13 protein-coding genes are annotated in these 14,501 nt (G+C 60.6%); 9 read left to right on the top strand and 4 right to left on the bottom strand.

Translation table 11 applies throughout. The annotated features are described in order from the left end of the window. Positions 1–34: 34 nt before the first annotated feature. A complete protein-coding gene (locus tag ACN0WW_RS11870; protein ID WP_417612727.1) occupies positions 35–574 on the bottom strand; it encodes a hypothetical protein in 540 nt (179 codons plus the stop codon). A gap of 198 nt (positions 575–772) precedes the next feature. Further along, positions 773–1,339 (bottom strand): type 1 glutamine amidotransferase domain-containing protein, encoded by a 567-nt coding sequence (locus ACN0WW_RS11875; protein WP_417612729.1) that lies wholly within the window; start codon positions 1,337–1,339, stop codon positions 773–775. 283 nt (positions 1,340–1,622) lie between these two features. Between ACN0WW_RS11875 and ACN0WW_RS11880 the strand changes: the two genes are divergently transcribed. Continuing rightward, positions 1,623–2,111 carry a Dps family protein gene (locus ACN0WW_RS11880; protein ID WP_417612731.1) on the top strand — a complete coding sequence of 163 codons (489 nt, stop codon included), beginning with the start codon at positions 1,623–1,625 and terminating at the stop codon, positions 2,109–2,111. A 36-nt stretch (positions 2,112–2,147) separates the two neighbouring features. Continuing rightward, entirely contained in the window at positions 2,148–2,273 is a 126-nt protein-coding gene (locus tag ACN0WW_RS11885; protein WP_417612733.1) for a hypothetical protein, read from the top strand. 60 nt (positions 2,274–2,333) lie between these two features. On the opposite strand, the gene ACN0WW_RS11890 is transcribed toward ACN0WW_RS11885, so the two are convergent. Continuing rightward, a complete protein-coding gene (locus tag ACN0WW_RS11890; RefSeq protein ID WP_417612735.1) occupies positions 2,334–3,110 on the bottom strand; it encodes an ion transporter in 777 nt (258 codons plus the stop codon). Between the two features lie 204 nt (positions 3,111–3,314). Here ACN0WW_RS11890 and ACN0WW_RS11895 point away from each other — a divergent pair, with 204 nt between their 5' ends. From ACN0WW_RS11895 to ACN0WW_RS11910, 4 genes are all read left to right on the top strand, one after another. Then, a complete protein-coding gene (locus ACN0WW_RS11895) occupies positions 3,315–3,911 on the top strand; it encodes a hypothetical protein (RefSeq protein WP_417612737.1) in 597 nt (198 codons plus the stop codon). Positions 3,912–4,038: 127 nt separating this feature from the next. Then, on the top strand, positions 4,039–4,956 hold the full coding sequence (locus ACN0WW_RS11900) for an ImuA family protein (RefSeq protein WP_417612739.1): 918 nt from the start codon (positions 4,039–4,041) through the stop codon (positions 4,954–4,956). Then, on the top strand, positions 4,874–6,400 hold the full coding sequence (locus ACN0WW_RS11905) for a Y-family DNA polymerase (protein ID WP_417612741.1): 1,527 nt from the start codon (positions 4,874–4,876) through the stop codon (positions 6,398–6,400). Before ACN0WW_RS11900 ends, ACN0WW_RS11905 begins: the two co-directional genes overlap by 83 nt. A gap of 171 nt (positions 6,401–6,571) precedes the next feature. Continuing rightward, positions 6,572–10,228 carry an error-prone DNA polymerase gene (locus ACN0WW_RS11910; RefSeq protein WP_417612743.1) on the top strand — a complete coding sequence of 1,219 codons (3,657 nt, stop codon included), beginning with the start codon at positions 6,572–6,574 and terminating at the stop codon, positions 10,226–10,228. Here the strand turns inward: ACN0WW_RS11910 and ACN0WW_RS11915 are convergent. Continuing rightward, positions 10,225–11,484 (bottom strand): ACS family MFS transporter, encoded by a 1,260-nt coding sequence (locus ACN0WW_RS11915; RefSeq protein WP_417612745.1) that lies wholly within the window; start codon positions 11,482–11,484, stop codon positions 10,225–10,227. The two genes, ACN0WW_RS11910 and ACN0WW_RS11915, sit on opposite strands and share 4 nt — an antisense overlap. A gap of 143 nt (positions 11,485–11,627) precedes the next feature. On the opposite strand from ACN0WW_RS11915, the gene hppD reads away from it, so the two are divergent. The 3 genes from hppD (at position 11,628) to ACN0WW_RS11930 (ending at position 14,442) form a co-directional block, all read left to right on the top strand. Beyond that, positions 11,628–12,743 (top strand): 4-hydroxyphenylpyruvate dioxygenase, encoded by a 1,116-nt coding sequence (gene hppD / locus ACN0WW_RS11920; RefSeq protein ID WP_417612747.1) that lies wholly within the window; start codon positions 11,628–11,630, stop codon positions 12,741–12,743. Further along, positions 12,743–13,291: a VOC family protein gene (locus ACN0WW_RS11925; RefSeq protein ID WP_417612749.1), complete on the top strand. Its 549-nt coding sequence runs from the start codon at positions 12,743–12,745 to the stop codon at positions 13,289–13,291. The genes hppD and ACN0WW_RS11925 overlap by 1 nt, the downstream gene beginning before the upstream one ends. A 140-nt stretch (positions 13,292–13,431) precedes the next feature. Next, entirely contained in the window at positions 13,432–14,442 is a 1,011-nt protein-coding gene (locus ACN0WW_RS11930; protein WP_417612751.1) for a fumarylacetoacetate hydrolase family protein, read from the top strand. Positions 14,443–14,501 lie beyond the last annotated feature (59 nt).

Genomic DNA, 14,501 nt, shown 5'->3' on the forward strand with positions numbered 1-14,501 from the left:
GCTGCGGCCTGAGCCGAATTCCTTATTGCAGTCGTTACTCGGTCGGGGCCGGGGCCTGGGTGCCGTTAACCGCTGCCGTAAACTCGGCTTCGGTCATCGTGATGGCAACCGCTCCGTCGGGCTGGGTCATGAACGCGGCGACCGGAAGCTTGACCGGCTGGCCATCATGATCGACGGTGACATATTGCTCGTCCTTCTCCTTGACGGTCCCAATGACCGCAGCGCCGGTGACCGATTTGACTTCGGTGCCTGGCGTCAGGCTGGCCAGCAATTTGGCTTGCGCATCGGCTGCGGCTTTTTCAACGGCGGCATCAAGATCAGCCTTGGTCATCATGATCGACAGGCCATTTTCTGCTTTCGCAAAAGCATTGGTACCAAGCGCAGCCTTGTGGGCACCCGTGTCGACGACAACAGCGCCTTCGCTGACCGAATCAACTGTTCCGACTTCACCGCCATTGGGTCCATATACCTTCATTCCGACTTCGGCCGTGACGGTCGGCGCAGCTTCCTGGGCTACAGCAGGGGTTGCGGCCAGCAACGCGGCACCAGTCATGAGGGTCAGAAAATTCTTCATATTATTACTCCTTTGGATACAAGATGGCGATTAGCCGGCAGATTGTCCGGGCTAAAAAACGGGGCTCCGACTTGTTAAGCCGATTGAGCCGAGCCGACGCATGGGCAAGATAAAACGTGCCTGATGTGCGATTAATGCACCATGTACGGCGCCCGAAAAAACAAAGGCTGGCCCTAAAAGAGCCAGCCCTTGTCATGATCAGGCTGCTTTTTGCATCCGTTTGTGGATGCCCTCTCTCACTTCCTCAATGATCTTGGCACTGAACGCGTCCAGATCACCGGGATTGCGCGAGGTAATGATTCCGTTGTCGACCACCACTTCGCTATCTTCAAATTGTGCACCGGCATTGATCAGATCGGTCTTGATCGAGGTGTAACCGGTCATCTTGCGGCCTTTCACCAGATCCGCTTCGATCAACAGCCATGGGGCATGGCAAATTGCGGCGATCGGCTTGCCGGCGTTAAAGAACGACTTCACGAAATCAACCGCCTTCGGTTCAGCGCGTAGAATGTCGGGGTTCATCTGGCCACCGGGCAGAACCAGCGCATCAAAATCACTTTCGCTGGCATTTTCGAGGGTCATTTCGACACCAATGCTTTCGCCCCAGTCCTTCTGGTCCCAGCTTTTGATCGCACCGGATTCCAGAGACACGACGGTCACGTCGGCTCCCGCGTCAATGAGTTGTTTTCTTGGTTCAAAAAGCTCCGATTTCTCAAAACCGTCTGTCGCAAGGATTGCTATTTTTGCGTTTGAAATGTTCGTCATTTCTATTGTCCTTTCGTTAGAGGTTACACAGAGTCTACGCGTCGGAAGGGCAATTGGTTCCGCAAAAACTCGGATCACCAAGCCGTTCAGAGACATTATTGTACGGGGCAGCGACATATTCTTTCAAGCCGATGCTTTACTTATAGGGTGGCTGAAAGAGGCCTTGCGCCGTCCCTTTTTCACGATCTGCAAGGAACCAAATGGCGGCAGGCGTGTACTATTTACAGGAACCGCGCTCCGATCCTTTGCTGGTCGTTGAGCGCACCACAAAGAAAGGGAATTTATGACTATTCAAAGCACAGACATTCGCGAAATGAAGACCGACATCAAAAAGGCTGACCGGGCCGACATGGCTGAGAAGCTGGGAAAGACCCTGGCGTCGACCTATATGCTGTATCACAAGACGCAGTCGGTACACTGGAACGTCACCGGCCCGCTGTTTGTCAGCGTCCACAAGCTGACGGAAGCCCAGTATGAAGATCTTGCGGCTTCGGTCGACGAAATTGCCGAACGGATCCGGGCGCTTGGCGCGGAAACACCGGTGGGCCTGTCCACCTATGTCAACGATAGCGTGATCGACGATCAGGTAAACTGGGGCGACGCAAAAGCCATGCTCAATCAGCTGGCAGGCGATAATCTTGCCGTGGCAAACCAGATGCGCGAATTTGTGAAAACCGCAGAAGATGCCGATGATGTTTTCACCGCAGATCTGCTGACCTCGCGGATTGGTGCGCTGGAAGAAGCAGCCTGGATGCTGTCAGCCAGCTTGTAATCTGCCTTTATCAGTTAAAAATCAGGAATAATTTATATGACAAAACAGTTGGATAAAACCAGCGCCCGTCAGGGCTTGAAGACGCGGCACATGACCTTGGTGCTTGCCATATCGATGGTACTTGCAATCGTCATTCTGGCCGCTGTGATGGGTTTTTTCTAAACCGTTTTTACAATTTTGAAGTGCGCCCTGCCGCTCCTGTTCAATCAGGAGCGGCTTTTTTCATGGGCCGGCCGATCGATCCGCCCGCAGTGCGTTCAAATCCTGTCTCAGCGCCCGGACTTCTTCCAGAATCTCGTTTCTCTGAGCAGCCTGCTGTTCGTCCGTTTCCTCGTGCATCGCGTTGACGATGATCGCGATAAACAGATTGAGAACAACAAAACTGGTGACCAGAACAAAGGGAATGAAAAACGCCCAGGCCCAGGGATAGACGTCCATGATCGGACGAACGATGCCCATCGACCAGCTCTCCAGAGTCATGATCTGGAACAGGGAATAAAGCGAAGAGCCTATCGAGCCGAACCACTCGGGAAAAGCGTCGCCAAACAGCTTTGTTGCCATCACGGCGGCGATATAGAAGATCAGGCCGAGCAAGATGATCACCGTTCCCATTGACGGGATGGCGGCAAACAGGCCCTGCACCACCTTGCGCATTTTTGGCATGGCCGAAACCAGTCTCAGGGCACGCAATATTCTGAGCGCCCGGAGGATGGAAAGACTTCCGCCCGTCGGTAGCAAGGCGATCGTGACGATGGTAAAATCGAATATATTCCAGCTGTTTTTGAAAAAACCGGCCCGGTAGACGAACAGCTTCAGCAGGATTTCGATCACAAAAATGGCGATCGCGATGCTATCTAGTGCGCCCAATATGATACCGAAGCGCGTCATCAGAACAGGCGATGTTTCCATCCCGATGACAATCGCGTTGATCACGATCACCGCCATGATCGCATATTGAAAACCCGGTGACTCAATCCATGTCCGAAGTCGTTCAGCCACAAGCGTCCCTCATTGACCAATGCTGCTGTTTTTCAGCTGACGGTCATTTGGTCACACAGCATCTGCCAAGCAAGACAAGCTTTGCGTTGCCAGCGATAGAATATGGCCATTGCGACATGCAGGGCCTGGCATCCCATCAACCGGTTGCCGGTGGCGTGAAACGAAGGATAGTGCATTCACTTTTCCGATCGCATAATCAAAAGCATGATGTTTGACGGCCCCCATAAAGAAATGTTCGCCGCACTGGCGCTTGTCCTGACGTTCGTCGCCTTCATTCCCTATTTGCGGTCGATCTGGCAGCAAAAGACCCGGCCCCATGTCTTTTCGTGGCTGATCTGGGCAGCGGGCACATTGATTGTAGCGATCGCGCAATGGACCGACGGAGCGGGCGTGGGTGCGTGGCCGATCGCGGTTTCCGGTCTGCTGACATTCGGCGTCGTGTTGCTGGCGCTGGCAAAAACGCCGGATATGTCGATTGTGAAGCTGGACTGGCTATTTCTTGCCCTTGCCCTGACGGCGCTGCCCTTGTGGTTTTTCACCTCCACCGCGCTGTCCGCAGTGATCGTGCTGACGGTCGTTGATCTGTTGGGTTTCGGGCCTTCGATCCGCAAAGCCTATGAGCGGCCTGAAGAGGAGAATATCGCGTTCTTTGCCATCTCGGCTGCGCGCAACGGATTTGTGGTGGCCGCTCTGGAAAATTATTCATGGACCACGGTTCTCTTTCCCGCTGGGGTGGGCGCGGCATGTATCCTGTTCGTGCTGTTGATATGGGCGCGCCGACGCATCGTGAATCCGGTATAAGCCGCTCATTCCGCTATATTTTATCGCAATACCGGTCTGCGTGCCCAGTCCAGGATGACCGCGGATTTGCCTGAAGATGACGAGTCTGCTTGACCAAATCCATCCCTTCTATATTTTAGAACAAACCATGAACAATATCGATTCGGATCCAGGTGGCTCTTTTCAGAACCCACCAGCTAAGCCTTCTGCGGCGCCGAAACCGGGTAGCCAGAAAACAGCTGCGCTGAAAGCGCGGCTTGCGAAGATATTGGCTGCATCGGGCGTGAAAGCGGAGGAGCATGAAAACAGGCCGTCCCATTTCAGCTTCGGGGCGGAGCGCATCGATGCGGCCCTGCGCGGCAATGCGGGTGCCGATGGCCTGCCCTGCGCCGCGCTGCATGAATTGCATGCGGCGGATAAAAGCGACCGGACATGCGCAGCGGCAATGGCGCTGCTGCTCGCGCAACGATGCCGGGCTCTGGAGCCCGATAACAGGCCGATATTGTGGCTCAGCGAAAGCGGCGAAGCCAGGCGGCAGGGCCGGCTCTATCCGCCGGGACTGGCGGAGCTCGGGGTGGATCCCTCCACCATCATCCACATCGATGCGCCGGACAGCGTCGCGGTGCTGCGCGCGGCCGCCGATGGTGTGCGGTCCCCGGCCATGGCTGCCGTGATTGTCGAACTGTCGGGCAAGAAACCGAAGGGGCTCGACCTGACGGCGACCAGACGGCTGTCGCTGTCATCGCAAAAATCGGGCGTGCTCAGCCTGTTGCTGCGCTCGGGCAGCGACGCCGACAATCCTCTGCCGACCGCAGCCTTCAGTCGCTGGCAAGTCGCCGCTGCGCCTTCGATCGCGCTCGCCGGCAATGCTCCGGGCCACAGTGCTTTTGACATCACCCTGCTGCGCCATCGCAGCGGTCTTTACGGGCTCAGCGCCCGACTGGAGTGGAATAGTGACGATCAAATCTTCCGCGAACAGCCAAATGAAGAGAGCGCGCCGCAACCTCGCGCTGTTCCTGCCCTGGCTGCCGTCCGAACGGATCATCCGGGCACTCGGGCCGCCTGAACATCCGTTTGCGCTAATCGCAAAGATTCGCGGCGCGATGGTGATCATGGCGGCGGACCGGCAGGCCGTGTCGCTGGGTCTGGGGTCGGGCATGAAGCTGGCCGACGCCCGGGCGCGGGTGCCGGATCTGCTCGCCTTTGACCATGATCCGCTGGCCGATGCCGATCTGCTGTCGCGGCTGGCCGAAGCCTGCGAGCGCTACACACCGATGGTGGCGGTCGAGCCGCCGCATGCGCTGATTCTCGACATCGGCGGTGCAGCGCATTTCTATGCCAGCGAGAGTGCGCTGGCGCAGGATGCCGAAGACCGGCTGGATGCGGCGGGCTATAGCAGCCACTGGGCGCTCGCCGGGACGCCCGATGCCGCGCTGGCGCTGGCCAGACACGGTCTGAAGGAGGGCGCGGAAGCACAGCTGCCAGTGGCGGCGCTGGCGATGGACGACAAGACCCACCAGGCGCTGGAACGGGCCGGACTGTACATGATTGGTGATCTGGCCGAGCGCCCGCGCGCCAATCTCGCGGCGCGGTTCGGGATGGAATTGACGCTTCGGCTGGACCGGATTCTCGGGCTGGAAGACCGGCCGATTGATCCGCTGCGCCGGATCGGCAATATCGTCACCGAACGCCGCTTTGCCGAGCCACTGACCCATATTGATGGTGCGCTCACCTGCCTGTCGGAGCTGTTCGCGGAAGCGGCCGAGCGGCTCAACGAGCGTGGTCAGGGCGCGCGGATGATCCGGATGATGCTGTTCCGCTGCGATGGTGATATCGCGCGGCTGGGCCTGGAAACCGGTGCGCCGACCCGCGATGGAGCGCTGTTCAAACGGCTGTTGCGTGAGCGGATCGAAGCGCTCAACGACGCGCTTAATCCGGGATTCGGCTATGATCTGATCCGGCTGAGCATCACCGCTTCGGAACCGCTGGCCCCGCAGCAATTGCGGCTCGCGGGCGGTGAGGACCGGCAAGGCGATCAAGTCGCTCTGGTCAGCCAGATCAGCACCAGGCTGGGCCGCGAGCGGGTACAGAAATTTGCGCCCGCCGACAGCCATATCCCCGAACAGGGCCTGCTTGCCCTGCCCGCACTCAGCGCGCCCGCGCCGGTACCGTGGAACACAAAGCCTTCCGGTGAACCACCGCTGCGGCCCTTGCACATGTTCGATCCGCCGCAGCGGGTGCAGGTGATCGCCGAGGTTCCCGACGGCCCGCCGCACCGCTTCACCTGGCGGCGCAAGACCCACCAGGTGATCCGCTATGAAGGACCGGAGCGGATCGCCTCGGAATGGTGGCAGCGCACCGACGGGCAGCAGCCCGGCAACGGCGGCCTGACCCGCGACTATTACCGCGTCGAGGACGCTCGCGGCCGGCGCTACTGGCTGTTCCGGCACGGGCTTTATGGCGAGGAGAAGGCGAATCCGGACTGGTATGTGCATGGGCTGTTTGCTTGAGAAACCTTCTCCCCGGCGGGGAGAAGGATACGGCGCCTTGCTTGCAAAGCAAGCTAGGCAGAGTTGGATGAGGGGGTTCGCACGCACGGTGGAGCGGTACACCCTCATCCAGCTGCAACTAGGCAATAAATTGCCAAGTCTTCGCATCCTTCTCCCTCACGGGAGAAGGGCATGAGCTTCGCCGAACTCGCCGCCTCCACCCATTACAGCTTTCTGCGCGGTGCCTCCTCGCCCGCCGATATGGTGCTGCAGTCGATGACGCTGGGGATGACCGGGATCGGCATTGCTGATCGCAACAATGTTGCCGGCGTCGTACGCGCCCATGCCGCCCTGCGCCGGGCGCGGGAGGATGCGGCGGAAGAGGGCCTGACGCTGCCGGACTTCAAGCTGATCGTCGGATCGCGGCTGGTCTTTGCCGATGATACGCCGGAAGTGATTGTCTATCCGCTGGGCCGGCGCGGCTGGGGTCGGCTGACGCGGCTGCTGTCGACCGGGAATCTGCGGGCGGAAAAGGGGGAATGTTTTTTATATGAGGCGGATTTGCTGGAATGGTGCAGCGAGGACTGGGCTTTGATCATCCTCCCCGAAGCGTCAGCTTTGGGGAGGGGGACCGTCAGCCAGAGCAAAGCGGCGGCTGATGGTGGAGGGGCTTCGGTCGTCTCTATCGGGCGCCCCCTCCACCATCCTGCGGATGGTCCCCCTCCCCCCGCTGCGCGCGGGGAGTATATTATCAGCCAGCTCCGCCCCCTAACCCCCCATATCTGGCTGGGTGCAACCATGCCTCGCTCGGGTCCCGACAAGCGCTATCTTGCCGGTCTGCACAGTCTCTCCCAGGCAACCGGAATCCCTCTGCTCGCCACTAATGATCCGCTCTATGCGACGCCCGAACAGCGGCCGCTGCACGATATTCTCGCCTGCGTGGCGGAAAAGACCAGCATCGCCAAGGCGGGCCGCTTGCTTGCCGCCAATGCCGAGCGCTATCTCAAACCGCCGCAAGAAATGGGGCGCCTGTTCCGGGATCATCCGGAAGCCATTGCCGAGACGCAGGCGCTGCTCGGGCAGATCGATTTTTCGCTCGACGAACTGAGCTACCATTATCCCGATGAACCGGTGCCCAAGGGCTGGACACCGCAGGACTGGCTGGAGCATCTGACATGGACGGCGGCCCATGAACGCCATGGCGACATCCTTCCGGAACGGCTGCGTATCAAGGTCGAGGAGGAACTGCGGCTGATCGAGAAGATGGACTATGCGCCCTATTTCCTGACCGTCCACGACATCGTCAAATGGGCGCGCGATCAGCATATATTGTGTCAGGGGCGTGGCAGCGCCGCCAACAGCGCGGTCTGTTATCTGCTGCATATCACCTCCGCCGATCCGATGGAACATGACCTTTTGTTCTCGCGCTTCATCTCCGAGGAGCGCCGCGAGCCGCCCGATATCGATGTCGACTTCGAGCATGAGCGGCGCGAGGAAGTGATCCAATATATCTACGCGCGATATGGCCGCCATCGCGCCGGGATCGCCGCGACCGTGGTCCATTATCGTTCGCGCAGCGCGATCCGCGAGGTCGGCAAGGCGCTCGGCCTGTCCGAGGATATCACCAGTCGCCTGTCGAGCACCGTCTGGGGCAGCCATGGCGGCGGCGCGCCCGACAAGCGCTTTGCCGAAACCGGGCTCGACCCGGACAATCCCGAGATCCGGCGGCTTGGCGATCTGGTGCAGCAGATCCTGCAATTCCCCCGCCACCTGTCGCAGCATGTCGGCGGCTTTGTCCTCACGCAGGACCGGCTCGACGAGACGGTGCCAATCCACAATGCGGCGATGGACGACCGCACCTTCATCGAGTGGGACAAGGACGATATCGATACGCTCGGCCTGATGAAGGTCGATATCCTGGCGCTAGGCATGCTGACCTGTATCCGGAAGGCGTTTGATATGCTCAACGCTTTGGAGGGGCGGGTTGATGGATCGTGCTCCGCACTTGATGCGGATCCCTGCACGGAGGTCACCGATCGCCGCCCGGAGCTCCGCGTCAAACGCGGAGCACAAGCGCCGCTCACCTTGCAGAACGTTCCCCACGAGGACCCTGCCACTTATGCCATGCTGTGCAAGGGCGACAGTATCGGTGTGTTTCAGGTCGAGAGCCGGGCCCAGATCAATATGCTGCCGCGGCTGAAACCACGCGAATTTTACGATCTGGTGATCCAGGTGGCGATTGTCCGCCCCGGGCCGATCGAGGGCGATATGGTCCACCCCTATCTGCGGCGGCGCTCGGGCGTCGAGAAAATCACCCTGCCCTCGCCCCAGCCGCCGCATGATCCGGATGAGCTGAAATCAGTGCTCGGACGGACCTTTGGCGTGCCGCTGTTTCAGGAGCAGGCGATGAAGCTGGCGATCATCGCCGCCGATTTCTCGCCCAGCGACGCCAACAAGCTGCGCCGGGCGATGGCGACCTTTCGCAATGTCGGCACGATCCACCATTTCCGGGAGAAGATGATCAGCGGCATGGTTGCCAAGGGCTATGAAGCCGATTTTGCCGAGCGCTGCTACAAGCAGATTCAGGGCTTTGGCAGCTATGGCTTTCCCGAAAGCCACGCGATCAGCTTTGCCCGGCTGGTCTATGTCTCGAGCTGGATCAAATGCCACCACCCGGCGGTGTTCGCGGCGGCGCTGCTCAACTCGCAGCCGATGGGTTTCTATGCGCCGGCGCAGATTGTCCGGGATGCGCGGGAACATGGGGTGGTGGTGCGGGAACCGGATGTGAATTTCAGCGACTGGGATAATCGGGTGGAGAGGGACATCCTCCCTGAAGCGCCAGCTTCGGGGAGGGGGACCGTCAGCCAGAGCGAAGCGGCGGCTGATGGTGGAGGGGTTGGTGGTGCGACGGCTGCTACGCGCCGACCCCTCCACCATCCTTCGGATGGTCCCCCTCCCCCCGCTGCGCGCGGGGAGGAAATATCGCTCCGCATCGGCCTGCGCCAGATCGACGGCTTCCGCGAGGCCTGGGCCGAGCAGATTATCGCCGCGCGACCCTTCAAGACCATCGAGGAGTTGGCCCACAAGGCAAAGCTGCCGGCCCGCGCGCTGCGGCTGCTCGCCGATGCCGATGCCTGCCGGTCGCTGGGGCTGGATCGCCGTCAGGCCTTGTGGGAAGTCCGCCGCACGCCGGTCAATACTTTGCCGCTATTCGAAGCGGCGCAAACCAGGGAACTGGGCGAGGAACAGGACGCCCAGCTCCCGGCGATGACCAAGGGCGAACAGGTAGTCGCCGACTATCAGAGCGTCCGGCTGTCGCTCAAGGGCCATCCGATGGAATTTCTGCGCGAGCGCTTCCGGGCGATGGGCGTGCTCAGCTGCGCCGAACTGGCGACCGCCAAAAACGGCTCGCAGGCGAAGGTCGCCGGCGTCGTCCTGATCCGCCAGCGGCCCGGCAAGGGCAATGCGGTGTTTATCACGCTGGAAGACGAAAGCGGCGTGTCCAATCTCCTGCTCTGGGCCAGCCGGTTCGAGAAAATGCGCCGCCCGGTGATGGCGGCGCGGCTGATGCTCGCCACCGGCGAGGTCCAGCGCAGCGTCGAGGGGGTGACCCATCTGATGACCACGCGGGTCGAGGATTATACGGCCATGCTCGATGAGATCACCATTCACCAGAGCCCCGATGTGCCGATGGCCCGCGCCGACGAGGTCAACCGCCCGGTCTATCGCAACGAGGACCGGCGGGCGGCGCGGTCAGCGCAGGAAGCGGCCCGGCCGCACCCTGCCTATCCGCGCCACGGCCACCCGCGCAATGTCCGGATCTTGCCGAAGTCGCGCGATTTTCACTAGGCCGGTGCGGTCTCGAACTGGCGTTCGCCGCTGCCGAAGACCAGGTAGAAGACCAGACCGAAGGCCGCCACCGCCGCCGCCGTCTGGAACACCAGCGCCCAGGATCCGGTCACGTCCAGGATCCAGCCGCTGACCAGCACGCCGATGATGCCGGGAATGGTGCCGGCGGTGTTGGTGATCCCCATCAGCGTGCCGGCATGTTCCGGGGCGATGTCCATATGGTTGACGAAAAAGCCGCTCACCGCAAAGGCGCCGAGCGCGCTGCCGATAGTCATGATGGTGATCGCGGTGACGGCATCCTCTGCCTGCGCGACCAGCAGCAGCGCCGCGATGCTGCCGCCGAAACCGATCAGCATCATCAGCTTGCGGACATGGGTGATGGTCATGCCGCGATCGATCAGCCGGTCGGCGACCACCCCGGACAGGTTGATGAACAGGAACAGGGCTATATGCGGCATCATCGCGAAATAGCCGACCGAGCCATAGTCCACCCCCAGCCCCTTGGTGACATAGGTCGGCAGCCATGCAAGCAGCACGTAGAACCACCAGTTGTTGCAGAAATGGGCGACGATCACGGCCCAGACCGGCATGCTGGTCATCAGCGCGCGCCAGGGCGTCGCGACCGCGGGCCCCTCGGCAATGGTGCCGGCGGTGATCAGGTCAAGCTCGGCCTGGCTGATGCCGGACTGCTGGCGCGGGCTCGGGGCAATGGCAAAATACCAGACCGCGCACCAGACAAAGCCGACCCCGCCGAACAGGTAGAAGACCCATTGCCAGCCCCAGGCCGCGACAATCACCGGAGTTGCCAGCAAGGCGAAGACGGTGCCGAGCGGGATGCCGCTGTTGGAAAAGCCTGCGGAGCGCGACCGTTCGCGAACCGGGATCCAGCGGGCATAGAGCGCGTAAATGGCCGGGAAGGTGACCGCCTCGCCCATGCCCATCAATATTCGCGCGACAATCAGCACGGTGATGCCGAGCGCCGCAGCGGGCGGCGCGACCAGGGTGAACAGCGACCAGATCAGCACGCCGAAGCCGAGCACCACCTTGCCGCCATAACGGTCGGCCAGCTTGCCGCCGACCACCTGGGTCAGCAGATAGCCGATGAAGAAGCTCGACAGCACCAGGCCCTGGGTGGACAGATCCCAGCCGTAGGTTTCGACCATCGGGATGATCGCGACCGAGATCGCGACCCGGTCGATATAGCAGATGAAAATGGCCAGAAAGGCCATGAGTGCCAGCTGATGGCGTTTTTGCATGTTCATCCTCCCCGATGACCCTCCTGATCTTGGCTAAATCGACAGGATGGGCCGCTATTCCCTTGCATATCCTGCCCGAATAGCCTATAGTTTCATTTGTAACTATATTGCGGCATCGCGCCGAATTATCTCGAGGAAATCTTGTGGCTGATCTGTTTGAAAATCCCGTGGGCCTGGACGGCTTTGAATTTGTCGAATTTTGCGCGCCGGAAAAGGGCGTGCTGGAACCGGTGTTCGAGGTCATGGGCTTCACCCGCATCGCGCAGCACCGGTCCAAGGACGTGCATCTGTGGCGGCAGGGCGGGATCAATCTGATCATCAACTATGAACCGAAATCCGCCGCCTGGTATTTTGCTCGCGAGCATGGGCCCTCGGCCTGCGGCATGGCCTTCCGGGTCAAGGACGCGCGCAAGGCTTATGCCTGGCTGCTCGAAAAGGGCGCCGAACCGGTGCATGTCGAAACCGGTCCGATGGAACTGCATATCCCGGCAATCCGCGGCATCGGCGGCGCGATTCTCTATCTGGTCGACCGCTATGAGGGCGGCGAGCGCGAAGAGAATCTGTCGATCTACGATATCGACTTTGAATATCTGCCGGGCGTCGACCGCCATCCGGTCGGGGCGGGCTTCCAGATCATCGATCACCTGACCCACAATGTCTACAGTGGCCGGATGAAATATTGGGCCGATTATTACGAGACCCTGTTCAATTTTCGCGAGATCCGCTTCTTCGACATCAAGGGCGAATATACGGGCCTGACCTCAAAGGCGCTGACCGCGCCCGACGGCAAGATCCGCATCCCGCTCAATGAGGAAGGCGAAGGCGGCAAGGGCCAGATTGAGGAGTTCCTGCGCGAATTCAATGGCGAGGGCATCCAGCATATCGCTCTGATCTGCGAAGATCTGGTTGCCTGCTGGGACCGGCTCAAGGACCTCGGCGTGCCATTCATGACGGCGCCGCCAGCGACCTATTACGAGATGCTCGACGGCCGCCTGCCCGGCCATGGCGAAGATGTGAACGCGCTGCAGGCCCGCGGCATCCTGCTAGACGGCACCACCCAAAATGAAGATGGGTCAGTCGGCCAACCGCGCCTGCTGCTGCAGATTTTTGCAGAAGCGCAGGTCGGACCCGTGTTCTTCGAATTCATCCAGCGCAAGGGCGATGACGGATTCGGCGAGGGCAATTTCAAGGCGCTGTTCGAAAGCATCGAACGCGACCAGGTCAAGCGCGGGGTCCTGAACGTAGAGGAGCCGGTATAATGGCTGCACCAAAGATCAACGGCATCCACCATGTCGCCTATCGCTGCAAGGACGCGAAAGAGACGGTCGATTTCTACAAGCGCGTGATGGGCATGGATTTCCAGCTCGCCTTTGCCGAGAATGAAGTGCCGTCGACCGGGGAATATGACCCCTATATGCATATCTTTCTCGACGCCGGCGACGGCAATATCCTCGCCTTTTTCGAGCTGCCCGAACAGAAGCAGATGGACCGCGACCAGAATACCCCGGCCTGGGTCCAGCATATCGCTTTCAAGGTCGACACGCTCGATGACCTGATGGCGGCCAAGGCCAATGCCGAAGCCGAGGGTCTGGACGTGCTCGGCCCGACCCATCACGGGATTTTCAAGTCGATCTATTTCTTCGACCCCAATGGTCACCGGCTGGAACTGGCCTGCGACATCGGCACCGAGGAAGAGATGACCGAATTGCGCCGCGTCGCGCCCGAGATGCTCGAGGAATGGAGCCGCACGAAAAAGGCCCCGCAACATGCCGCCTGGTTGCACGCCAAGGCGCGCGACGAGCATTAGGTTGTCTTGCGGCGCATAACCGCCTTTATTTCCGTTCGTGTCGAGCGTAGTCGAGACACTGAGCACAGACGCACCGGTCTCTCGAATCCTGAGCCTGTCGAAGGGCTCGAGACGAACGGCTGCCAATTCGAGGAACGCATATGAAACTCGCTACCCTGAAGAATGACACCCGCGACGGCCGCCTGGTCGTTGTCTCGAAAGACCTGACCCGCTGCTGCGAAGCGAGCAATGTCGCGCCGACCCTGCAGGCGGCGCTGGATGACTGGGACAATTGCGCGCCGAAGCTGGAAGCGCTCTACCGCGATGTCGAGCATGAGACCGTGCCCTGCGAACGCTTTCACGAGCGGCTGGCCGAATCTCCCCTGCCCCGCGCCTATCAATGGGCCGATGGCAGCGCCTATATCAATCATGTCGAACTGGTCCGCAAAGCGCGCGACGCGGAAGTGCCGGAGAGTTTCTATTCCGATCCGCTGATGTACCAGGGCGGCAGCGATGCCTTTCTAGGCCCGCGCGACGATATTTCGCTCGGCGATCCGAAATGGGGCTGCGACATGGAAGGCGAGATCGCGGTGATCACCGACGATGTGCCCGCCGGCACGAGCGCCGAGGACGCCGCTGGCCATATCAAGCTGGTCATGCTGTGCAATGATGTATCCCTGCGCGGCCTGATCCCCGGCGAACTGGCCAAGGGCTTCGGCTTCTTCCAGTCCAAGCCGCCCTCCGCCTTCTCCCCGGTCTGCGTCACCCCCGACGAACTGGGCGAAGCATGGCAAGGCTCGGTCATCCATCTGCCGCTGCAGGTCGACTATAACCGCGAGCCCTTTGGCCGCGCCAATGCCGGCAAGGACGCGACCTTCAGCCTCGCCGATCTGGTCGCCCACGCCGCCAAGACCCGCCCGCTGTGCGCCGGCACGATCATCGGCTCCGGCACCGTCTCCAACCAGGGCCCCGACGGCGACCCCGGCAAACCGGTCAGCGAGGGCGGCCTAGGCTACAGCTGCATCGCTGAAATCCGGATGATCGAAACGATCAACAGCGGCGAAGCGAAGACACCGTTTATGTCAGCGGGCGATACCGTGAAAATCCAGATGCTGGATGCGGATGGGCATTCGATCTTTGGCGCGATCCGGCAGGAGGTTGTCGCGGTTTGATGGGGTTTGGTTATTGGGAGGGTTTTTGGTGTTCGTTGTATTCCGAAAGCAAACATTCA

It is taken from the genome of Parasphingorhabdus sp., from assembly GCF_048269865.1.
In the GTDB taxonomy this organism is placed as follows: domain Bacteria; phylum Pseudomonadota; class Alphaproteobacteria; order Sphingomonadales; family Sphingomonadaceae; genus Parasphingorhabdus.

Bases quoted from the DNA above. Each gene is read 5' to 3' on its own strand.
- ACN0WW_RS11925 (WP_417612749.1), top strand. From the start codon at position 12,743: ATGGCTGCACCAAAGATCAACGGCATCCACCATGTCGCCTATCGCTGC.
- ACN0WW_RS11915 (WP_417612745.1), bottom strand. From the start codon at position 11,484: ATGCAAAAACGCCATCAGCTGGCACTCATGGCCTTTCTGGCCATTTTC.
- ACN0WW_RS11885 (WP_417612733.1), top strand. From the start codon at position 2,148: ATGACAAAACAGTTGGATAAAACCAGCGCCCGTCAGGGCTTGAAGACG.
- ACN0WW_RS11870 (WP_417612727.1), bottom strand. From the start codon at position 574: ATGAAGAATTTTCTGACCCTCATGACTGGTGCCGCGTTGCTGGCCGCA.
- ACN0WW_RS11900 (WP_417612739.1), top strand. From the start codon at position 4,039: ATGAACAATATCGATTCGGATCCAGGTGGCTCTTTTCAGAACCCACCA.
- ACN0WW_RS11880 (WP_417612731.1), top strand. From the start codon at position 1,623: ATGACTATTCAAAGCACAGACATTCGCGAAATGAAGACCGACATCAAA.
- ACN0WW_RS11910 (WP_417612743.1), top strand. From the start codon at position 6,572: ATGAGCTTCGCCGAACTCGCCGCCTCCACCCATTACAGCTTTCTGCGC.
- ACN0WW_RS11905 (WP_417612741.1), top strand. From the start codon at position 4,874: ATGAAGAGAGCGCGCCGCAACCTCGCGCTGTTCCTGCCCTGGCTGCCG.
- ACN0WW_RS11875 (WP_417612729.1), bottom strand. From the start codon at position 1,339: ATGACGAACATTTCAAACGCAAAAATAGCAATCCTTGCGACAGACGGT.
- ACN0WW_RS11930 (WP_417612751.1), top strand. From the start codon at position 13,432: ATGAAACTCGCTACCCTGAAGAATGACACCCGCGACGGCCGCCTGGTC.
- ACN0WW_RS11895 (WP_417612737.1), top strand. From the start codon at position 3,315: ATGATGTTTGACGGCCCCCATAAAGAAATGTTCGCCGCACTGGCGCTT.